General features: G+C 38.1%; 20 protein-coding genes. All 20 read left to right on the plus strand.

The window, feature by feature from the left end; all coding sequences use genetic code 11:
* The first annotated feature begins 4 nt into the window (after nt 1-4).
* The 20 genes from EZ456_RS07650 (at nt 5) to EZ456_RS07735 (ending at nt 20,847) form a co-directional block, all read left to right on the plus strand.
* On the plus strand, nt 5-2,521 hold the full coding sequence (locus EZ456_RS07650) for an ATP-dependent Clp protease ATP-binding subunit (protein WP_131528868.1): 2,517 nt from the start codon (nt 5-7) through the stop codon (nt 2,519-2,521).
* A gap of 57 nt (nt 2,522-2,578) precedes the next feature.
* Nucleotides 2,579-3,025, plus strand: a complete 447-nt coding sequence (locus EZ456_RS07655; RefSeq protein WP_131528870.1) for a hypothetical protein — start codon at nt 2,579-2,581, stop codon at nt 3,023-3,025.
* A gap of 18 nt (nt 3,026-3,043) precedes the next feature.
* Nucleotides 3,044-4,432, plus strand: coding sequence for a DUF5458 family protein (locus EZ456_RS07660; protein ID WP_131528872.1), 1,389 nt, complete (start codon nt 3,044-3,046; stop codon nt 4,430-4,432).
* Between the two features lie 124 nt (nt 4,433-4,556).
* Entirely contained in the window at nt 4,557-5,129 is a 573-nt protein-coding gene (locus EZ456_RS07665; protein ID WP_131528874.1) for an NAD(P)H-dependent oxidoreductase, read from the plus strand.
* 315 nt (nt 5,130-5,444) lie between these two features.
* A complete protein-coding gene (gene tssD, locus EZ456_RS07670) occupies nt 5,445-5,840 on the plus strand; it encodes a type VI secretion system tube protein TssD (protein WP_131528876.1) in 396 nt (131 codons plus the stop codon).
* 177 nt (nt 5,841-6,017) lie between these two features.
* A complete protein-coding gene (gene tssD, locus EZ456_RS07675) occupies nt 6,018-6,413 on the plus strand; it encodes a type VI secretion system tube protein TssD (protein WP_131528878.1) in 396 nt (131 codons plus the stop codon).
* A 150-nt stretch (nt 6,414-6,563) separates the two neighbouring features.
* Nucleotides 6,564-6,725, plus strand: a complete 162-nt coding sequence (locus tag EZ456_RS25060) for a hypothetical protein (RefSeq protein ID WP_165501276.1) — start codon at nt 6,564-6,566, stop codon at nt 6,723-6,725.
* A 34-nt stretch (nt 6,726-6,759) separates the two neighbouring features.
* On the plus strand, nt 6,760-8,598 hold the full coding sequence (locus EZ456_RS07680) for a type VI secretion system Vgr family protein (protein WP_131528880.1): 1,839 nt from the start codon (nt 6,760-6,762) through the stop codon (nt 8,596-8,598).
* Between the two features lie 2 nt (nt 8,599-8,600).
* On the plus strand, nt 8,601-8,774 hold the full coding sequence (locus EZ456_RS25065; RefSeq protein ID WP_165501277.1) for a hypothetical protein: 174 nt from the start codon (nt 8,601-8,603) through the stop codon (nt 8,772-8,774).
* Nucleotides 8,771-9,814, plus strand: coding sequence for a DUF2931 family protein (locus EZ456_RS07685; protein WP_131528882.1), 1,044 nt, complete (start codon nt 8,771-8,773; stop codon nt 9,812-9,814). Before EZ456_RS25065 ends, EZ456_RS07685 begins: the two co-directional genes overlap by 4 nt.
* Before the next feature lies 1 nt (nt 9,815).
* Nucleotides 9,816-11,231, plus strand: coding sequence for a T6SS phospholipase effector Tle1-like catalytic domain-containing protein (locus tag EZ456_RS07690; protein WP_131528885.1), 1,416 nt, complete (start codon nt 9,816-9,818; stop codon nt 11,229-11,231).
* An 11-nt stretch (nt 11,232-11,242) separates the two neighbouring features.
* Nucleotides 11,243-12,220 (plus strand): hypothetical protein, encoded by a 978-nt coding sequence (locus tag EZ456_RS07695; protein ID WP_131528887.1) that lies wholly within the window; start codon nt 11,243-11,245, stop codon nt 12,218-12,220.
* Nucleotides 12,221-12,236: 16 nt separating this feature from the next.
* A complete protein-coding gene (locus EZ456_RS07700) occupies nt 12,237-12,722 on the plus strand; it encodes a DUF4280 domain-containing protein (protein ID WP_131528889.1) in 486 nt (161 codons plus the stop codon).
* Between the two features lie 5 nt (nt 12,723-12,727).
* On the plus strand, nt 12,728-15,481 hold the full coding sequence (locus tag EZ456_RS07705; RefSeq protein WP_131528891.1) for a hypothetical protein: 2,754 nt from the start codon (nt 12,728-12,730) through the stop codon (nt 15,479-15,481).
* Nucleotides 15,456-16,202: a hypothetical protein gene (locus EZ456_RS07710; protein WP_131528893.1), complete on the plus strand. Its 747-nt coding sequence runs from the start codon at nt 15,456-15,458 to the stop codon at nt 16,200-16,202. Before EZ456_RS07705 ends, EZ456_RS07710 begins: the two co-directional genes overlap by 26 nt.
* Before the next feature lie 46 nt (nt 16,203-16,248).
* Nucleotides 16,249-17,025 (plus strand): hypothetical protein, encoded by a 777-nt coding sequence (locus tag EZ456_RS07715; protein ID WP_131528895.1) that lies wholly within the window; start codon nt 16,249-16,251, stop codon nt 17,023-17,025.
* A gap of 1,199 nt (nt 17,026-18,224) precedes the next feature.
* Nucleotides 18,225-18,620: a type VI secretion system tube protein TssD gene (tssD, locus tag EZ456_RS07720; RefSeq protein WP_131528876.1), complete on the plus strand. Its 396-nt coding sequence runs from the start codon at nt 18,225-18,227 to the stop codon at nt 18,618-18,620.
* A 176-nt stretch (nt 18,621-18,796) separates the two neighbouring features.
* Nucleotides 18,797-19,192, plus strand: a complete 396-nt coding sequence (gene tssD / locus EZ456_RS07725) for a type VI secretion system tube protein TssD (protein WP_025145659.1) — start codon at nt 18,797-18,799, stop codon at nt 19,190-19,192.
* A 91-nt stretch (nt 19,193-19,283) separates the two neighbouring features.
* Nucleotides 19,284-20,003, plus strand: a complete 720-nt coding sequence (locus tag EZ456_RS07730) for a hypothetical protein (protein ID WP_131528898.1) — start codon at nt 19,284-19,286, stop codon at nt 20,001-20,003.
* Nucleotide 20,004: 1 nt separating this feature from the next.
* Complete coding sequence (locus tag EZ456_RS07735) at nt 20,005-20,847, plus strand: hypothetical protein (protein WP_131528900.1); 843 nt, start codon at nt 20,005-20,007, stop codon at nt 20,845-20,847.
* Nucleotides 20,848-20,871: the final 24 nt, after the last annotated feature.

Genomic DNA, 20,871 nt, shown 5'->3' on the forward strand with positions numbered 1-20,871 from the left:
GGATATGGCAATTACAAATTTAAGCGAATCGGTAAAAACAGCCCTACACATCGCACAGTCGTTAGCAAAAGAATACAGGAACGAAACATTTTCTGCAGCTCATTTACTCAAAGGCTTAATGCATAAAGATGTTGGTTTACGGTCTTTTGTCACTTCAATTGGGAAGGATGAAGAATACATTAGTGAGTGGGCGGAGGTTCGAATCGATGAACTGACAAAATCGGCAAGCTTTAGTGATACCGTTAGTGGTGCACCAGAAATAGCCGTTATTTTTGAAGAAGCTGATAATGTACGCATTAAACTGGGATTGGATTTAATTACACCCGTTTGTGTGTTAACCGCATTGGCTAAGCCCGGAATCGGTTTTCAGCCTGATCAGTTAAAATCTTTTCCGATAAAAGAACGCGAGATTTTAGACCTCTATGTAAAGGATGAAGAAATTTCAAGAGCGGTTTCTCCAGATCAAACAACTTCGGCTACAGAAAATAAAAGTACAGGCAATGCACTATATAAATACTGTATAGACCGGTTACAGCTAGTTCGTGACGGTAAAACTGATCCGATAATAGGCCGCGATAAAGAAACGAGGATGATGATGGAAATCCTTTGTCGGCGAACCAAACCAAATGTAATTCTTACTGGCGATGCCGGTGTAGGTAAAACTGCCCTGGTTGATGGTTTTGCCATCGATATTGTAAACCAGAATGTGCCTGAAAGCTTAAAACCGGTTCAGCTTTTTGAGTTGGATCTAGGCTCGTTAATTGCAGGTGCATCTTACAAAGGAGAGATCGAAGACCGCTTAAAAAACATCATCAAAGAAATAAAACAGTTCGAAAAAGCTGTGCTCTTTATTGATGAAATCCACACGCTCTTGGATAGTAAAGGTCCATTGGGCGCAGGAATTGGCAATTTATTAAAGCCAGAATTGGCCCGTGGCGAAATCACGGTAATTGGTGCAACCACTATTGACGAATATCGCAAAATTATTGAGCCTGAGCAGGCTTTTAGCAGGCGGTTCGAAGTACTTCAGGTAAACGAGCCGAATGAGGAAAGCACCATAAAAATGTTGCAGAAACTGGCTGTAAAATATGAAGAGCACCATATTTTAACCATCGAACCAGATGCTTTAGGCGAATGCGTTCGTTTAGCCAAACGCTACATGAAAGACAGGAGGTTGCCCGATTCTGCATTTGATCTGCTGGATAGAACCATGGCGGCAATGAAAATGATGAACGATACCTCTGATGCAGTGATTGATAGTTTGGAAGCTGATCTGGATGCGTTGAATGCAAACGATGGACAATCAGAAGCTGATAAATTTGCCGATTATAAATGGCTTTTCTCTTTGCTTCAAAATAAATTAAGTCCCGTTTTATTAGGCCGCTTAACCGACGAAACGCAAACGGATGCCTTCGAAACGGCTGATGAATATCAAGGTTATATCAACAGCAGCCTGCAGGAACTAAAAAAATATGCTGCCGAAAAAAGCGACCGCATTACTAAACAGGATATTGCTTCTATTGTAGCTTACAAAACAGGGATCCCAATGGGAAAACTGCAAGCAGGCGAAAAAGAAAAATTGCTGAATATGGAGCAATACCTGAAAAAACGTGTGGTGGGACAAGACCAGGCGCTTAAAGCTGTTTCTGATGCGATATTGGAATCGCGCAGCGGATTGAATAAAAAAGGACAGCCTATTGGATCTTTCTTTTTATTGGGGCCTACCGGAACAGGTAAAACTGAACTGGCTAAGTCAATAGCCGAATTTTTGTTTAACGACGAAAAGGCAATGATCCGCTTTGATATGTCTGAATTTAAAGAAGAACACAGTGCCGCATTGCTTTATGGAGCGCCTCCAGGTTATGTGGGTTACGAAGAAGGTGGTTTGCTGGTAAATAAAATCAGGCAACAGCCCTATTCTGTATTGCTATTTGATGAAATTGAAAAAGCACACCCTTCGGTATTTGACACCTTTTTGCAGATTTTGGATGAAGGCCATATGCACGACCGTTTAGGGAAAGAGGGCGACTTTAGTAATTCCCTTATCCTTTTTACCTCAAATATCGGCAGCGAATGGATTGCCGAGCAGATCGGTAAAGGGGTTATTCCGGCTTCGAACCAGTTGATGGAAGTAATGGCTGGGCATTTCCGTCCCGAATTTTTAGCCAGGATTTCGGAAATTGTTCCTTTTGCACCGATTAACGAGAGCAACGTAGTACGCATTTTCGAAATCCAGTTGAGCAGTTTGGTGCAATCGTTAAACAAAATGGGCATCGAATTTGAAATAGCAGATGATGCTAAAAAAATGATTGCTTTAGATGGTTTTACACCAAAATATGGAGCAAGGCAGCTATCGGCAGTAATCAGAAATCTTTTACGCAGGCCAATCTCGAAATACATCATTTCGGGTGAACTCAAAAAAGGATCGAAGATTCAGGTGAGCAAACATCCCGAAGAAGATACATTGAAATGGGATATTATTCAGCCAGAAGTTGCTACATTGGAACAAAAATTGAGTTAAAACGTTAACTATTATATTATTAGAAAAAAATTAATCGCAAACTTAAATCTACATACTATGTTTAATTATGAAATTGGCGGTAATGAGCGGAAAATTGACACCTCAGAAGCTTTCGCAGAAATTGCCCACAACAAAACGCTTTTTGTACAAAAACTTACTGATAACGAACCCATCAAACCTGAAAAAGTAGAAGGGCTTAAAACAGTAAAAGAAGTATTCGATCATTACAAACCAAATGTAAGAGTTGCTTTCGAAAAGCAGGACGGATCTACGGTTGCTGAAACCCTGAACTTTACTGAACTAGGTGATTTCGGTGTGAAAAACATTATTAACCAAAGTAACTATTTAACCAATGTTAATATCGAACGTGAAATGTCACTTAATGTGATCAAACAGTTAAAATCAAACAAAACCTTAAAAGCTACGCTTGATGACGAAGAAACAAAATCGGCTTTCATTAGTGCTTTAAAAAACTTTGTTGACGAATTGGAGCAAAATAAATAATCTTAACGCCGAAAAAACATGTCAAATCCTCAAGAATTAAAAGCAGACCAAAATACATCTGAAGCAGGTTTTAAACCGGCCGAAGTTAAAACTATAGAGAAAACATCACTTAAAGATAACTTAGAGAAACTGGCCCGTGTGGGCGGTTTCGATCTGTTAGAAGCTACTGTTGATGGTCTTCAGAATTTAAACCCTGAAAGAAAAGCACGGAAGCAGATCTTTTTAACAGGAGATGAGAAAAAGAAAGAACGCGAAGAGCTGAAAAAGAAGATTCAGCTTTGGATAGATGTGCTTGAGTCGTCCACCTCTGTAGCGAATATGGTTGAAAAAAGCACCGAAAAACTGAATGCAGCAGAACAAAACCTAAGTAAAAATATCGGTACAGCGCTCGAAAGTACCAGAGAATTAGAGCAGGCCTACCGTTCGGTACATTTATTCTATAAAAATACCGAATCTGATAAACTTAAAAATGTGGTGCTGTTAAATGCGTCTATGGATCAGGTTAAAGATCTGGATAACCCACGTTTTATCGAGTATGTAGATGATGAGTTAAAACAAAATTACGATCGTTTAGATCTGCGCAAAAACTACTCTTTAATAGTAGTACCGGGCTATATGGGTTCTAATAAAGTGGTAGAAAGATGGGGTAAAATTGCCCACAACAACAAAGCCATGCTGGTAACCGATTTTGCCGATCTTGATCAGCCGGATGATGTACTTGATTTATTTACAGCGGCCAACCTTACTGGTGCTGACGCATTCAAATCAAACGTAATCATGACCTGTAACTGGCTGGTAGGTCGTGGGAAAGTAGCAGAAGTGGGCGAGGAAGATGATCTTACTGTTCCAGGATCGGCCGCACTTGCAGGTAAAATGTATTACACATTAATGTCGCAGGTTACCGCAGGTAAAAAACATGGTGCAATAAACGAAGTAGATGGCGTAAAATTCGATTTAAAGAAAAGCGAAATCTCTCATTTAGAGCGCGTAGGTTTAGTGCCAATGGTTAACGAATACGGTAAGGTAATGGCTTTTTCTGCTAAAACGTTATTCAATGGCGACAATATCGGTTTACAAACTTATTCAGTTGTTCGCGTATTCGATTATATCACCAAAGTTTTGTTTGATTTCTTGAATAGAAGAGCTTTCGAAAACTGGACCTCTAAAACAGAACAGGATTTGCGTGGCCAGATTGTTAAATTTTTGGATGGTATCCAGGGTGCCGACCGCTTAATCGAAAGATTTAAGATTATGCGTTTTGAGAGAGATGAACTTCAAAAAGACAGAATCCATTTGGATATCCACATCACACCATATTTTCCGGCCAAAAGCTTTGTAGTAAAACTAGACGGGCATAAGGGCGAAGATGAAAATACCACCTGGAATACAGAGTACAATCAGCAGTAGTTTTTTGAGCGCTGAAATAAAAACCCAACCTTAGCGTTGGGTTTTTTTTATGGGTTATGCATAACACTTAACAAATTCTTTATAATTTTGTAATGCATCGGCCAGATCAGATTAATCAAAAAAAATGAAGCAAGTACTTATCCTGAATGGGGATATTGAAAAAAACGCATCTACAAATTTCCTGATTAACGCCTACAAGCAAGGTGCAGAAAGTGCTGGCGCAACCGTGAGGGAGTTAGCCATCATCGATCTGATATTCAACTCGAACAAGCTATTTAACAATAGACAGATTGCTGAGTTAGAGCCCGATTTGCAGAAAGCCTTAACAGCGATTAGGCAAAGCAGCCATGTGGTGCTTTTTTGCCCGGTGTACGTAGATCATATTCCGGCAAAGATCAAAGGCTTTTTTGATCGCTTGTTTATGCCTGATCAGATCTTTACTACCCAACAACAAAATGTAAATAATAATTTTAGTGGCCGTTCGGCAAGGATTGTGTCTATTCTAGATGAGGCAACCTTTAAAGAGTGGAAAGCAAATAAGAAAACAACCTACCTTTCCATCAAAAAGGTTGTTTTTGAGAAGTGTAGGATGAGCCCTGTGCTCACCAATACCATTGGCGAATTACATTCTCTGGAAAATCATTACAGTCAGAAATGGTTGGCTAAGATGGAAAAATTTGGCACACAACTCATTTAGCTAAGAGCATGTTGGGGAGATAGTGCACATAAAACACCCCATGTTGGGAGAAATTACTACAGTTTTGTAGGTTATTCCGTAATGCGTTGTATTTGTAACACTAATAATATTTTAAAAGTTTTCCACACTTTTTCCACAGTAATAATTCGTTTAACTAATCATTTAGTGTGATTTCTGATTTTATCCTTATTTTTAAGACAAGGCTATTCGTTGTAGATGAGCGATATAGATAATAATTGGCCTAATATTTGGCTTAGTTGATGTAGTAGCGGAGGCTACGATAAATCAAATTTTTAACCTTTAAATTTTAAAACTATGGCTTTCAAAGCTAGATTAAATTTTTCGGGCAAGGAGTACGATGTGCTTCATTGCGCCTATGCGTTAAACCGCGATGTAGATGCTAAGGGAAGACCCTCTTCCGGAGTTTACGGCGGTACCATCGACATTGAGATCGAATCAACCGAAGATACCTCAATCATCGAGGCGATGGTAAACAACCAGTACAAACCCATTACAGGAAGCCTTCTGATCAAGAAAACAGAGGAAGATGCCAAAATGAAAGAAGTTAACTTCGAGGATGGCTACATTGTTAAGTATTCCGAAGGGATCAACATTGTGGGCGATCACCCGATGACGCTTAAGTTCCAGATTTCTGCAAGAAAGCTTAAATTAGGAAACGCCGAGCACCTTAACGACTGGCCAAAAGCCTAAGCGGAGGTTGAAGGTGTAAAGGCAGAAGGTGTAAAGTAAACTAAACACTAACCAGCTAACCTCTTAAACAGTTTAGAGAGTAGGGGTTAGGGTTAAGGTAAATAAAACGCCAACCGCAATACGCCAACCGCTCGCCGCAATTCATTCATTTTTCAAAAACATTTAAACTTTACTACAATGGCATTCAAAACCCGTTTAAACTTAGGATCAAAAGAATTTGATGTACTACAGTGCAGCTTTTCATTAAATAGAGATGTCGACGCAAAAGGCCGTCCATCGTCAGGTGTTTATGGTGGCACTATCCATATCGAAATCGAATCAACCGAAGATACTTCTGTGATCGAATCGATGGTGAACAACCAGTACAAGCCGCTTTCCGGAACATTGGTTTTCAAAAAAGGCGACGAAGATGCAAAAATGAAGGAGTTGTCTTTCGAAGATGGCTACATCATCCAGTATAACGAGGGTATTGCGGTAAACGACAATACACCTATGACATTAAGTTTTGTGGTATCTGCCCGTAAGCTAAAGCTGGGCAACGCAGAACATGAAAACGATTGGCCTAAAGCTTAATTGTTATCAAGTATAAAATAAACTGAAGCGACCGGTTTATGCTGGTCGCTTTGATTTCACTCATATTTTTATCATCCTAAATACTAAAATTAATGCTTTTTAGTCTTACGGTCATCGCCTTAAGGCTATCTCATCAATTAAAGCTCAACTATGTCTAACCAATTCAAATATATTGTATTAAAAAACGATTACCACTCTGGTAAAGTATTTGGTTTGGCACTCACACACAATTTTTATCTGAACATACAGCATATACAAATAGACTCATTTTTATTAGGTGGCTATGCATTGAAAACGCTGCACTGGGCTTAGCTAAGGGCAATTGTTGTGATCAAGATTAATCAATATGGAAAAGAAACTCATAGCAGAAATCAATATAGAGGATAAGGAAATTACTCATTTTGCTTCCTTTAGCCTCCAACAGGCTTTTAACGAACATCATTATTTCGAGCTGCGTTTTAACCATGATCAAATGGGCGCACCAGGGCTGATCAGTTTAGATGATAGCCGCGATTTTGTCGGCAAAACCTTAACCGCATCTTTTGGTCATTCGCCAGAAGGCATGCAGAATTTTGTAGGGCTGGTTTCGAAAGTAGAACTGTCACAAAGCCATGGGTACCATGGTGTTTTAATTGTAAGCGGTTATAGCCCAACAATTCTGATCGATCGCGGACCAGATTTGGGTTCTTATTTAGACAAAGATCTGAACGAGATTGTAAAATTAGCAACGAAGGATACACCTGCCAATGATTTAAAGGTTGTTGCAAATGCTTCCAGAACATCGTCAATCGATTATATCATTCAATATAGAGAAAGTGATTTTGCATTTCTGAACCGGCTTTCGGCCGAATACCATGAGTGGTTTTTCTACGATGGTAAGCAGCTTAATTTTGGGAAGCCCAATACGCAAAAAGAAGTAGCCTTATTTTACGGAAGAGACGTGCAGGAAATGCAATATGCAATGGAAATTGCGCCAATAAAGAACAAGCGTTTCTCTTATAATCCGAAGCAGAATGAAATGTTGTTGAGCGAAAGTACGGGTAAAGTAGAAGGCACACCCGATTTATCACATGCTGTTAAAGCCTCTAACCTTACCTTCAGCAAAACCTTCAACCAGCCTTCCTTAATCAGAGTAGATAATAACAACGATATTAAAAGCCTGGTCGAAAATGAAGAGAAAGCCAATACAAGTGAACTTTTAAAAGTTACGGCAAGGGGCGATAATGCCGGATTGAGTATTGGCAGCATTGCCGAAATTACGATGAGCCTTCGCAAAGAATTGGCTTTCACATCAGAAAGTTTGGGCAAATTTCTGATCACGGGCATTAAACACCACATAGACGAGAATGGTAAATACCATAATAACTTCGAAGGAAAAATAGCCACAACCGAGCGTATTTTGGTGAAAAACTTTGAAAAACCACAGCCAGATATGCAATTGGCAGACGTGATCGATAACAATGATCCACAGGGCCAGGGCCGTATCAAGGTGAAGTTTAAATGGGAATGTTTAACCAATGATGTAACCGAATGGTTACGTGTGGTTACACCAAGTGCTGGTATTGGCGATAGGGGAAATAACCGTGGTTACTTCGCTATTCCCGAAATTGATGATCAGGTGATGATTGCTTTTGAAGAAGGAAATATTGCCCGTCCGGTAGTAATGGGTAGTGTTTACCATAGCTCCAGTGTGGATAGCAGTCCGCTGATTAAAAACCACTTGAAAAGCATCATTACAAGGAGTGGACATTTGGTAGAGTTTGATGATGATGCAAACAGCCAGGGGATAAAAATTACGGATATCCACAATAATATTATCCATATCGATACCAAAGGCAACAATATTACCATTACCGCTTTGGAGAATATGACCTTAAACTGCAAGAACATGCAGATTAATGTAGGGGAAAATATGGATGTGCAGGTAGGACAAAATCAATCGACCAATGCAGGTAAGGATATTGCCACCACTGCAGGAAATAATTATTCGTTAAGTGCAGTTGGTGATGTTTCTGAAACATCCAATAATAGAACTGAACTGGCAACAAAGGATTTTAAAAGAACTGCGGATACCTCAAACGAAATCGCTTCAGAGATCAGTATGTTTAGCGCAAAAGAAAACATGACCATGCAAAGCGGTAAAATTGTAGAGCTTAACAGTGCAGAAAAATCTAATCTTTTCTAACTATGGCAATCATAAAACAGGCAAAAAATATCAGTATTGAGGTGATTCAGAAGTACGAATTGCGTGTTGGCGTTAAATTGGAAAAGATTGCCCAGGTAATGAATGTTGAAGCTACCTCACAAAATTTATCGTTAGCCAGCAGCAAGAAAATTGTATCAAGCGGTAACAAATCATGAGTTTAAAAAAAAACAGGTATTTATTGCTGTCGTTCATTTTATTGGCGATAACAAGTTGCAAAGGACAAAAAATGGAAGAAAAATTTGAGTGGACAGGTACCGTTTCTGCTCCGGAAGAATATCCGGCAGAAGTTTATAAAGGCGCTATAATCGCTAACGATTTTACATATAGTTTTGATGCCATTTGGGGTACACAGAACACCGGATGGGGAAATGATGGTGGTATAATGAGTGTATCTACCAAACAGATGGAAGCACCAGATTCGTTAAACTTTACCTGGCTTTCGCTTACCGAGAAGAAATTTTATACCGGAAAATGGAAACTGGATAAAAACCTTATTGCCAAGTTGTTTAACGAGGGTTTTATCAACGACCTGAATAATAAAAAGGAAACCTATACCCTGATTAAAGTTGGGCTCGCACCAAAAGGCCGAGTAATGGTTTGGTTAAGTGGGGCAGGTTTCCAAACTGAGGTAGGGGCATTCCAGGCGCACGATACAACCATTACTGCAGAGCAGGCTTACGATAATGCAAAGTATATGTTCCGTCCCGATTTTATCACCAAAACATTGAATAATGAAATGGTAATAAAATCCGAAATCAAGGCGAGGATAACAAAATCAGGTTTGCCAGATATGGATATTTACGAGACTTACCGCAAGCGCTATGAGTGGAGGCCGCAGATTATACTTCCAGAAGGTGAAAAAGTGACTTTGATCTATTATAATTTTCTAAACGGAGAAGAAGAAAACCGCTTCGGACAAGAACTGGTTGTTAATAAATATGCATCTAGGGCATTACCGAAATATATTTCTATCCTCTGGAAAGATAAGGCAGGCAAAAAAAATGGTCTAGAAATCAGGCCGTTTGATGAAAAGGAAATTACGGATGCTTTTAAAAAATTGGATGGAGATGGTCCTATTGATTTGGTAATCAGCTTAAACAGCGATGGATTAACAGCGAAGCTGTCACTAAAAAACAAAAAAGAAGAAATAAAACTGGTCAGTAGTAAAACCAGCATCAGTAAAAATTTGGATTGATATGACAAGTGTTCAATTGGGTGCTTATACCCCTAAAAATGATATTATCGAATACCTGGATATTAATTTGGGTATTTTCTTTGATGGGACAAAAAATAGTAAAGCAAATACCAATGCAAGACTTAATAATACAGAAACATTTAAAAAATACGGAAAGGATGACGATGAGAGTAGTTACTATAACGATTGGTCTAACGTAGCCAGACTTTGGGATCACTACGATAAAAGCATTAGTCTGTATATAGAAGGAATTGGCACCGAAGATGAGAAAAAGGACAGTACTATTGGTTATGCATTTGGCTCTGGCGATACGGGAATTAGGGGTAAAGTGAGGATTGGTTGCGAGAAAATTGTTTCTGAAAAACTCACTAAAATACTAAAAGCCAACAATAAGAAAAAGCTTAGGAGCATAACTTTTGATGTTTTTGGGTTCAGCAGAGGGGCAGCTGCAGCAAGAAATTTTGTTTACGAAATAGGAAAATCATCTTACAAACCGAACGTTATCGTAGAACCGCGATCGGGTATTGTATCCAAGTTCGATTCTGATGGTGAATCTACTAGCACCGAAGTATTGCCTGCATGCGGCCATTTGGGCTTGATGTGCGAGAAGGCGGGAATAAAAATAACTGCCAACCAGATTAAAGTCCGGTTTTTGGGTGTTTTCGATACCGTATCTTCTTACTCGAAATACATCAGTGCGATGCCCAATTTTAACGATGTGGAAGAACTCCATCTCAACGAAATCGGAAAGGCACAGACAGTGATCCATTTTGTTGCTGAAAATGAGCACCGCCAAAATTTCTCACTTACGAGGGTAAACATGGGCAAAGAGAAATCTTTTCCAGGGGTGCATAGTGATGTAGGCGGAAGTTACGATACCGGCCCTGAAGTAAAAGAGGAACTCGAAACCACTTGGACCAATAGAAATAACCTCGAGCCTTTTAAAAGAAACCTGATCGAACAATCCTGGTATAAAGAAGATGAACTGGAAATTACTGGAGGCTTTGCCTATTTCGCTTTAAAGGGATCACGGAAACTCATCAAAAAGGAGTACAGTTACATTCCATTGCATTACATGGCAGAATATGCCAAAAAAAGTACAGCGCCTGTTAATCTGGAAGCCTTAGTAGATAGTAAATATACCATATCAAACGATCCTTTGCTAGTGAGGGTAAAAGGCTATTTAAAAGATTATGTAATGGGTAACGGCCAGCCTTATACTTTTAAGCCGCTTGCTGATTTAGATAGGAAGTACGCAGGCGCGAAAATGCCCGAGCAGAAATATGCTGATTATCAAAAGGAAAAACAGCAACAACAAGATCTGCGCATACTAAGGAACAAATATTTGCATTGGTCGGCCCGTAAAGAAGGTATCGGAATGGATCCAAATGCCGATGGCAAAAGGGTTATTTATTAACGTATTTGGTTATGGAAAAAGCAAACGGCCATTCACATTCTTCTACGCCAGGTAAGATTAAGCTTAACCTTGATCATGCAATTGATTTTGTGCCAAAGCCGAGATCAAGCAGAAGTTATGGCGTTACCATTAAATATTATGGCGAAGGCAATCAAGAGGCTACAAAAAGATTAGATTACCAGATCCACCTGCAGGTGAACCAATTTAGAGATGAAAATAAAGTTTGGCAGTTATGTTTTGATAAAACAGACCTTTTTATAGATCACCATGAACCAGATTTTGTTGGTGAACAGCTGGCCAATATGGCCATGGGTGCGATATATCCCTTAAAGGTTGATGTAAATTCAAGGAACGAAGTATTTAGAGGGATTGTTAATCACGGTGAAATTTTAAACCGCTGGAAACAGGTGGCTGAAAAAATAAGTGATAAGTATGAAGGTAAATATGCTGAATTGTATCTGGAAAAAATGGAGAAAAGGATATCAGATAGGTTTGAGCTTGAATATGCATTAAGAGCAGATATGTTCTGGAATGTGTTTTTTCATCCCCAGCACCTAAAATACGATGGTAACTTATCCCAACAAAGTACATTGTTTTTCCCCGTTATCGCTTATAAAAACGTGGCTTTCGAAGGTGTTCAGTCTGTTGAGCCCAATTATACCGATTATGGGACATTCAAAGTGAATTTTTCCTCAGAAAGTGAGCTTACTGAAGAGCAAAAATTACAAATGGGCCAAAAAGGGGCTTTAAAAATGAAATTAAATGCGGTCTGTGATTTAGATCGGGATGGAGGCTTACTTAAGCATGCCCGCGTAGATTGGAATTTATATAAAAAGGATGAAGAAATAAGCATTAAACGCATTGCATTTTCTGCTTATGAAATTGAAAGCAGCATTCCGACAACAGATCAGCATTTGTTAATTCAAGAGCAAAACAATGGTTTTCCTCTTGAAAAGAAAAAGGGATTTTGGGCAAAGGTACTGGGTTAAATAAAGGAGAAGAGATATGTCACAGAAAGAAATCACTGTACAAGGTGCCACCTGCCAATGCCAGTTTGGTACCGCAACAGATAAGTTGAAAGTGCTTACGCAGCAAAAACATTATGTGAACGATAAAGATGGAGCGCAAAAATTAATTGCCTCCCATGTAGATATCGGGATGACTTTTGAAAAAAACACTTTCGGACAATGTAAACTCCAACCAACCCCAGGTGGTTTTAAACCCTGCTTGCCAGCCTTAACCGAATGGAAGGGTATGTACAAAGAAATGGTTTTAATTAACAACGGACAGGTTTTGGTAGAAGATAGTAAAGGTGTTTGCACCATCAGCGGTTCACCCTGTATTCTTTTTGCCAAAACAGGGCAGAAAGGACAACCTTCTCAGCAAAATATTGATAATGCCGACGAAGAACAGCAATCGCAGATTAATCCTTTAGTAAATATGAAGGAGCTTGATAAGGCTGATTTTTACAAATTTTTAAATGCCGAATAACGATTATGGCCAGAGGTATAAAACATTGTTACTGGAAAACGAATAACGGGCCGTTACAGCGTGTCATACAGGGAGGAGAATATTTGCTTCATGTAGATGATACGAATGAGTTTATTGTTGATGAAAGCTGTATCGAAGACTCCAATAAAAATAAACAGGCAACTATAAATGGAGCTAGATGGGCTTTTATATACAACGATTTTTTTGCAGATGTTCAAAAAAGTAACGACAACAGCTTATGGGGAAATCTATCTGGTGGAACAGTTGCGGTAAAAAAATGGGGGCTTGGAACCCGTTACAAAGTAGGTGGTAGTATTAAATTTGCCCCCACTGGATCTAACTTTTATTATGGTTTTAAACAACGTGTAGAACTATTTAGCTTCGAACCAGGCTCAGGCTTTTACTTTTATGTGATTCCGATGGCTAAATCGAGCATCACCTTTGCCTATTTTACAGAAAGTGAACGTATCCGTAGATATGGTGAATATATTCGCTACCAGATTGCCTTCCACGGTTATAATATGGAAAAGGGTAAATCTTATATGGCAAAAATGTATCTTCTCGAGAAAGAACTTGCTACTGGATTTCGCAATACCAAAGAGTTTGATGAGAATAATCTTTGGGATAAAGTAAAAGTATTTGATATCAGTGGAGCTGCATCCCGCGATGATTATAACTTCAGGTTTAACAGTGGTTTCCCGATTGATATCGCATGGAAAAAGGGAGAAAACCGGCAAAAGAATTTCACCATTGCAATTGAAGTCTATCGGAAAGATAAAGACAGGGGTGGCAAAGAAGTACTCCATTTAGTAACTGCCAAAAATTTCGCGGCTGAACCTACCATGGATCTGCTTAAATACGACCGCAACATACTTAAACTCGAAGATTTAGATAACAAACCCTCAGAATCAAGCCGTTTTATGGTATCTGAAGAATTAATGGATAGCTATTTAAATCGGGTTGAGGTGCAAAAGGTTAACCAGATTCAATACATTGGCGATGTTCGCTATACTCATAAAGAATTTGATCCATGTGGGTTTTCGACCATTACCGTTAAAAGTGATGATGCGGAAGTAGTTATTTTTGATGAAGATGCAAAAGACAAACCGATTGATCTAACCGCTCAAACATTTGATATCATTGCCGGCGATAACCGAAAGAACATTAGTGTAAAAGTTGGTAAGTTGGCCACTAAAGGTGTGCTGTGTAATGGCCTACTTTTAGAGGCTGGACAAAAACACAGCGAACAGAAAAATCTTTTCCAGATAGACCGCGTAATGCCAGCCCTAAGGCTTAATGGAGGTGTGTTTGTTACGCGACCGGATATTAGTCAAAAAGATGATTACGATGTGCAGCCCGATACACAAAAAGGCCAATCAGAAGATGTTAGCGAGATACAAGAATGGCAATTGAACCGAGATTACAAATTCAATGGTGATGATGAAGCAGTGCTGATGCTACGATATGTTTACAATAAGACATTTTTAGAAAAAGCCCAAAGCATGGTATCAACACAAACCAGTGATGCTGTAAACACGTACTGGGTTTTTAATTATTTTATCTTGGACGAGGCCAAGTCTCAAAGTTATTACCTGCCCGTAAGCACTTGCCGCTATCCAAATCAGTTGGTTAAAGTTCGTGTTTTTCCAGATATGGAATGGGAATTGGCTGCACTCATTGCCATTCCGGGTACAAGAAAGGTAACATTAAAGTTTAAGGCAACACGGCAGGATTTAAGGGGTTATCATAATAGATATAATTTTAGGTACGCAAAGAGGCAATTAGAGGCAAAAGCAGAAACAGAAGAAAAAGTAGGAGTAGATTTTACACTCAAGGCTGCTACCAGTGGGACTGAATTTGAGGTTGGCTATAAAATTGAACATGCCATTAAAAAAGTGGTAGGTACTTTTAATGCAGTTTATCAGGGATTGGAAGTTTTTGATGGAAGAGACGCTAATGCCAGAGGTTCTGCAGCAATTAGAACAGGCTCCATCCGCACTTTCGAGTTTAATATAGATCCACCTAATGTAGGGGTAGCCATAAAATGGAAACATGCACTCGCAAAACTTGAAAAGAATAAAGGCAAGGTAGGTACAAGGATAGAGGGAGGGGTAGCCTTAAAACCTTTTGTGGGAATTGGGATTACTGTTGACCTTGTTTCGATTTTAGGGAAAGTTGGAGGGCTGGTTGGTAAGGCCATTCAATGGATCATTGAAGCATTGGAATATGCTGTAGATAACTTGGATATCTATTTTAACTTTAAACTGAATGCAGAGATTGCAGGAGAAGTATCTATCGGATACCATAATCTCGATGGTTGGGATTCTGGCTTGAAACGCGAACTGAAAATTAAGGTTAACGCCTCTTTAGAGGCAGGTGTAGATTATGAAGGAACAGTTATTGCTACGGTTACCGGAGCAGCGGTTCCCGTTGGAACTACGGAAGAAACTGTAGCAACTTTTAAAGCGAAAGCTTCGATAGGTGGTGGGGTAGAGTATACCGAAAACTGGGATGCTGATAAAGGAGGCATATTTAAAACAGTACAGGTGAAATTTACAGGTATGAAAGCAGAAATAGAAGTTTATTCGGCATTAGTGCGCAGAAAAAAAACTGTACACAATCCTGAATGGAAAGATGTTTCGGAACAAAAAGTGGACGTGAAAGCAAAAAAAGAATTTGTGTTATTAAATGAAAGTGTTTGGTATGGGCCAGAAAAAATTTATACAGATCAAGATGATAAAAAAACAACAAAGAAATAACTTTAAAACAATCTTTTTTTCAGTTTTATGTTTTATCAGCACAAGTAGTTGTAAAAGTGAAGGAGTAAATCCCATTTTAGAAAGGGGTAAGCCAATTGATCTTGCAAAGGTCGATTTCCAAAAACTCAATCTGGATAATTTCTTTGCTAAACTTGCTTATTCGAAAGAAAATATAATGGGGGCAGATAAGCATACCAATACCAAAGATGAGGTTTTAAATGTTAAGTGGTTTACCTTATATAATATTACCGACAAACCATTACTGGAACGATTTAAAAAGCGTGAATACCGGATTATAAACAAAGGAGAGCCTTATGGAGATTTATTCAGTATAGATCGTACCGCTCCTTTATTGGGCATGCGAAATCCTGATTTAAGAGGTTTTGGCTATTGGAGTACAAAAGAAATTTCGTTTAGTAGCATATATGCCAGCTCTACAGCCAATAATAAATTGATTAGGATCAGGCTTCAAAGCGGTAATTTACATAATGCTGGATTAAAAGAATACAAAGCCTTGTTGGCAGCATTAAAAGCCCAAAACAAAGGAGCCGCATTTAAAGAACAGCCCCAATCAACTGGTGTTACCAATTACGAATGGCGGGCAAAAGATAAAGTAATCCAACTCAATTTCGGAAAATCAGAAGATTCAAATTTCTTCGAATTAGCAATTGCCTACTTAAATCCCGATACTAAAGGATACTTAAAAGAGTTCGGGAATTAATGTTGACTCGATAACTATTTGATTGATAACAATTAAGATAAACTCAATGGGTGTAAAGCCAATTTACGAATTATTGATAGATGCCAGAGGATGTTACTTTGAGCTATTGATAAATGATATTCCATTTTATTTCCATTATAAAGTTGGGGCAACATCTTTCCGTTTACCGGTAAATAATTTTATTCCGAAAAGCGGAAAACAAAGCATAACCTTAAAAATGTTGTCCATCAATGAAGGGGATGGTTTCCCGGTTGGGGCGGAAGTGGTTTTGAAAATGGAGGAGTTTGAAAAAAATACCCCGAAAGAACGGAAAGCGGTTATGGATTATAAAACACCTGACTTGAAAACATATACCACAGGGGTTTTTACAGACAAAAAAATATTTAATGCAGATGTTCCATATACTTTATCTTATGTGGATTCTATTGATTTAAGCAAGATTGATCACTCTATTCTTAGAGAAACATTGGAAAAAGAATACATTAAATATACCAATGCTTTTAAAAAAAATGATCTAAGTGCCTATCAAGAATTGACAAGTGAGCGGCAGGAAAATATTTTTACTTCACTTTATGTGGATAGCGAAAAAAGAAAGAAACAAGAAGCATCTTATTTAAGCGGTGTTACCCATAATCTGGTTAAATTATACCCTTTAAAATCATATCGACTGGTATTCTACAACAATAATAAATTTGTTGGCCTGCAGATGTTAAATGAAGCACCAGGTATATATATCGACAACGAAAAAGAAGAAGACGCTTTTATTGAATATATTTTATTCCGTAAAAAAACAAGCGGTTCTCCAATATCTATTGTGCTTTAAAATCAAACTTTGGTTTGAGTAAAAAATACTTAAAGCTGTAAAAGATACTAGAAGCACTATGGCCAAACGAATTTCAATTGCCTTATTCTGCTACTTCCTTCTTTTTAGGCTCTATGCCGTTTGCTCGCTATTCTATTCTTTCATTATTCAATCAGCTAACGAAAATTTAATCAGAAACACCAACGATGGCTATCAGCTGACTATTTTCCAGTTAGAGTTTTATTTCTTTCTTATTATTCTATACAGCTTTAGGCCCTCGCGGTTTAATAAAACGATTATTAAAAGCTACACGGCAGATGGATCTAAAAATCTCTCAAAAAAGATGTTTTTTTGGGTCGTATATTTTGGCGTGCTGCTTGTCGTTTTTGGAATTCCGTTAATGATATTTAAAAGTGCTTTAGGCGGCTTATTAGCTATAATTTCCGATGCGAATCAGTATATCATTGAAAATACAAGGCTATTGATCATGTCCGTTATTTTTTTAGGCCTTAATATGCTAGGCTTTTACTATGACTTTATCAATGCTTTTGATCATGCGAAAACCCAGTTTTTCCGGTTTTTATTTGCATTTATGCTAACAGTTCCAATTTCGGCATTTCTATATTTAATTTTTGTTGTACTTCATATAAAAGCAAATGCCTTGATAATAATCTGTTTAGCATTTAATCTTTCTTTTCTTTTTCTCAGTATTATGGACTATCTGGGGAAGAGAAGGTTAGAAACTAAAAAGCAGAAATTTAATCATAGCTAATATTTTGAATAACTTTAAAACAATCCTTTTGTTTTATCAGTACAAGCAGGCGTAAAAGTGATGGGTTAATCCTGTTTTGGAAAGGGAAAACCAATTGATCTTGTCAAGACGATTTTTAAAAACTTAACCAGGATAAGTTTTGGTGTAAAAAATTAGCGTCTGTCTGCAATTTTGTTTCAAAAAGTAACACCTTGCCCTAAATTGCTACATAATTTCAAGATATTGTGTGTAGTAGAAATGATACGGAAAATAATTTTAAAAAAATACATTTTTTTTCTTCGTACAAATCTGCGTTTTCCATACCGCAAACCAAGATTTTGAAATTTAAGTAATTTATTAGTGGTTATATATGAGGTAGATACACAATAATTGGCTTAATATTTGGTTTATAATTAATGTAGCGGAGGCTACAATAAATCAATTTTTTTAACCTTTAAATTTTAAAACTATGGCTTTCAAAGCTAGATTAAATTTTTCAGGCAAGGAGTACGATGTGCTTCATTGTGCCTATGCGTTAAACCGCGATGTAGATGCTAAGGGAAGACCTTCTTCCGGAGTTTACGGCGGTACCATCGATATTGAGATCGAATCAACCGAAGACACCTCAATCATCGAGGCGATGGTAAACAACCAGTACAAACCCATTACAGGAAGCCTTCTGATCAAGAAAACAGAGGAAGATGCCAAAATGAAAGAAGTTAACTTCGAGGATGGCTACATTGTTAAGTATTCCGAAGGGATCAACATTGTGGGCGATCACCCGATGACGCTTAAGTTCCAGATTTCTGCAAGAAAGCTTAAATTAGGAAACGCCGAGCACCTTAACGACTGGCCAAAAGCCTAAGCGGAGGTTGAAGGTGTAAAGGCAGAAGGTGTAAGGTAAACTAAACACTAACCAGCTAACCTCTTAAACAGTTTAGAGAGTAGGGGTTAGTTAAGGTAAATAAAACGCCAGCCGCACTACGCCAATCGCTCACCGCAATTCATTCATTTTTTCAAAAACATTTAAATTTTACTACAATGGCATTCAAAACCCGTTTAAACTTAGGATCAAAAGAATTTGATGTACTACAGTGCAGCTTTTCATTAAATAGAGATGTCGACGCAAAAGGGCGTCCATCTTCAGGTGTTTATGGTGGCACTATCCATATCGAAATCGAATCAACTGAAGATACTTCTGTGATCGAATCAATGGTTAACAACCAGTACAAGCCGCTATCTGGAACATTGGTTTTCAAAAAAGGCGAAGAAGATTCAAAAATGAAAGAACTATCATTCGAAGATGGTTACATCATCCAGTATAACGAGGGTATTGCGGTAAACGACAATACACCTATGACATTAAGTTTTGTGGTATCGGCCCGTAAGCTAAAGCTTGGCAACGCAGAACATGAAAACGATTGGCCTAAAGCTTAATTCCTATTAAAACCGTTACGAGTTGCTGGCTAAAAGCGCTGGTGCTGGTAACGGTTTTTTTGTTTTAGAGGTGTGATATAAAGAGCTTATTATGGCTACTGATTTAGAATACATTAAGCTGTTTAATTCCTGTACAGTATCTCCAATTAAATCGGTTGAGATTAATCGAATTATTGATGATAAGATCATAAGCAATAAATCAAGATATCAGGCAGTAAGGAATAAATTGCTCAACTTAAAAGAATATACTTATCGCGATACCTGTTTTGTAACCGAGCCAGATGATTTATTCCTTAAAAGGAATCCTAAAATTGGTAATAGTTTTTTTAGCAGGTCATTTTTAGATCATAGTGTTTTCTCTGAAAATACAGGTATTCCTTGGTACTTTATTGCCTGTGTACACTATAGAGAAAGTAATTCTGACTTTAACAAACACCTGCATAATGGCGATCCGCTTAGTGGTTTTACCAGTCAGCATCCTGCAAACCGGCCAAAAATTAGCCATGGACCACCCTTTACTTTTGAAGAAAGTGCGGTAGATGCCTTAAAATTACGTGGTTTGGATAAAGAAACAGTTTGGTCTTTGCCAAAACTTTTGCTGCGTTTAGAGCAATATAATGGCATAGCAAAAGCCTATCAAAACAATAATATCAACTCACCTTATCTGTGGGGAGGTTCTAATCTTTATACTAAAGGTGGTTTTCCGAGAGATCATTTTTTTAGTCTCGATTATGTAAATAAGCAAATTGGAACCGCCGTTATTTTGAAGGTTATGGAAAACAGAGGATTAGTAAATATTCCCAGGCAATAATATGAAAACAACTGACTTTCTATATTTTTCTCTTGTATTCTTGCTTTTTTCTTGCGGGGCGAAGCATGATGATCAGCAACTGAAGGGAGTCCGTCATAATGCTGTTGTGGAGAAGAAGATAGATGCTATTTCTGCTGAAGCAGGTTCTCTTGAGAAATTGGCTGCAAAAATGCTAGCCTCCAGAGAAAGTTATCTAAATGATGGAAAAACTGAAGCCGAAGAAGTATTTATAAAAGCCTTTGTTGAAGCCTTAAAACAGCCAAAGGCTTTTGAGGCAGACTTTGCCAATCTTAAAAAGTACGAGATTAATGTATTAACTGCCGATGACCACAAACTTAGGCTGTTTTACTGGCTTTCGCCATATTCTGGTACGATGTGGCATGTGCAGAATATTGTTCAATACCAAGGCGAAAACAATGCTGTAAGTGCGGTTTTATTTAATAGTCTTTACGAAGATAAAGACGATGAAGGTAGTCCTACGCCTTTTTTTGAGCATATATATAACTTAAATACTTCCCCTCAAAAAACCTACTTGCTTACAGGTTATGGGCAAATGAGTGGTACTGAGCCGTATAGTGTAAGTCATACGCTGATAATTAACCATTCAAAATTTAGCATTAACAATCCCTTATTCAAATTAGGGAAAACAGTTAAAAATCAGTTGTTTGCATCTGCCACCCTTAAAGAGGATCAAAATAAAGAGAAACTTACGGCACAGTTAGCCATGATTTATAATTCCCAAGATAAGACCATCAGTTATCCGGAGGTTAACGAAACTAAAAACGGATCTGTTTTCAGTGGAAAAAGAAACGTTTTAACCTTTCGGGATGGAATGTTCAAGTAATAATCAACCTATTATTTAGCTCGC

Source organism: Pedobacter psychrodurus (assembly GCF_004331735.1).
Lineage (GTDB): Bacteria > Bacteroidota > Bacteroidia > Sphingobacteriales > Sphingobacteriaceae > Pedobacter > Pedobacter psychrodurus.

Coding starts and splice junctions, on each gene's coding strand:
- EZ456_RS07650 (WP_131528868.1), top strand. CDS start 5: ATGGCAATTACAAATTTAAGCGAATCGGTAAAAACAGCCCTACACATC.
- EZ456_RS07655 (WP_131528870.1), top strand. CDS start 2,579: ATGTTTAATTATGAAATTGGCGGTAATGAGCGGAAAATTGACACCTCA.
- EZ456_RS07660 (WP_131528872.1), top strand. CDS start 3,044: ATGTCAAATCCTCAAGAATTAAAAGCAGACCAAAATACATCTGAAGCA.
- EZ456_RS07665 (WP_131528874.1), top strand. CDS start 4,557: ATGAAGCAAGTACTTATCCTGAATGGGGATATTGAAAAAAACGCATCT.
- tssD (WP_131528876.1), top strand. CDS start 5,445: ATGGCTTTCAAAGCTAGATTAAATTTTTCGGGCAAGGAGTACGATGTG.
- tssD (WP_131528878.1), top strand. CDS start 6,018: ATGGCATTCAAAACCCGTTTAAACTTAGGATCAAAAGAATTTGATGTA.
- EZ456_RS25060 (WP_165501276.1), top strand. CDS start 6,564: ATGTCTAACCAATTCAAATATATTGTATTAAAAAACGATTACCACTCT.
- EZ456_RS07680 (WP_131528880.1), top strand. CDS start 6,760: ATGGAAAAGAAACTCATAGCAGAAATCAATATAGAGGATAAGGAAATT.
- EZ456_RS25065 (WP_165501277.1), top strand. CDS start 8,601: ATGGCAATCATAAAACAGGCAAAAAATATCAGTATTGAGGTGATTCAG.
- EZ456_RS07685 (WP_131528882.1), top strand. CDS start 8,771: ATGAGTTTAAAAAAAAACAGGTATTTATTGCTGTCGTTCATTTTATTG.
- EZ456_RS07690 (WP_131528885.1), top strand. CDS start 9,816: ATGACAAGTGTTCAATTGGGTGCTTATACCCCTAAAAATGATATTATC.
- EZ456_RS07695 (WP_131528887.1), top strand. CDS start 11,243: ATGGAAAAAGCAAACGGCCATTCACATTCTTCTACGCCAGGTAAGATT.
- EZ456_RS07700 (WP_131528889.1), top strand. CDS start 12,237: ATGTCACAGAAAGAAATCACTGTACAAGGTGCCACCTGCCAATGCCAG.
- EZ456_RS07705 (WP_131528891.1), top strand. CDS start 12,728: ATGGCCAGAGGTATAAAACATTGTTACTGGAAAACGAATAACGGGCCG.
- EZ456_RS07710 (WP_131528893.1), top strand. CDS start 15,456: ATGATAAAAAAACAACAAAGAAATAACTTTAAAACAATCTTTTTTTCA.
- EZ456_RS07715 (WP_131528895.1), top strand. CDS start 16,249: ATGGGTGTAAAGCCAATTTACGAATTATTGATAGATGCCAGAGGATGT.
- tssD (WP_131528876.1), top strand. CDS start 18,225: ATGGCTTTCAAAGCTAGATTAAATTTTTCAGGCAAGGAGTACGATGTG.
- tssD (WP_025145659.1), top strand. CDS start 18,797: ATGGCATTCAAAACCCGTTTAAACTTAGGATCAAAAGAATTTGATGTA.
- EZ456_RS07730 (WP_131528898.1), top strand. CDS start 19,284: ATGGCTACTGATTTAGAATACATTAAGCTGTTTAATTCCTGTACAGTA.
- EZ456_RS07735 (WP_131528900.1), top strand. CDS start 20,005: ATGAAAACAACTGACTTTCTATATTTTTCTCTTGTATTCTTGCTTTTT.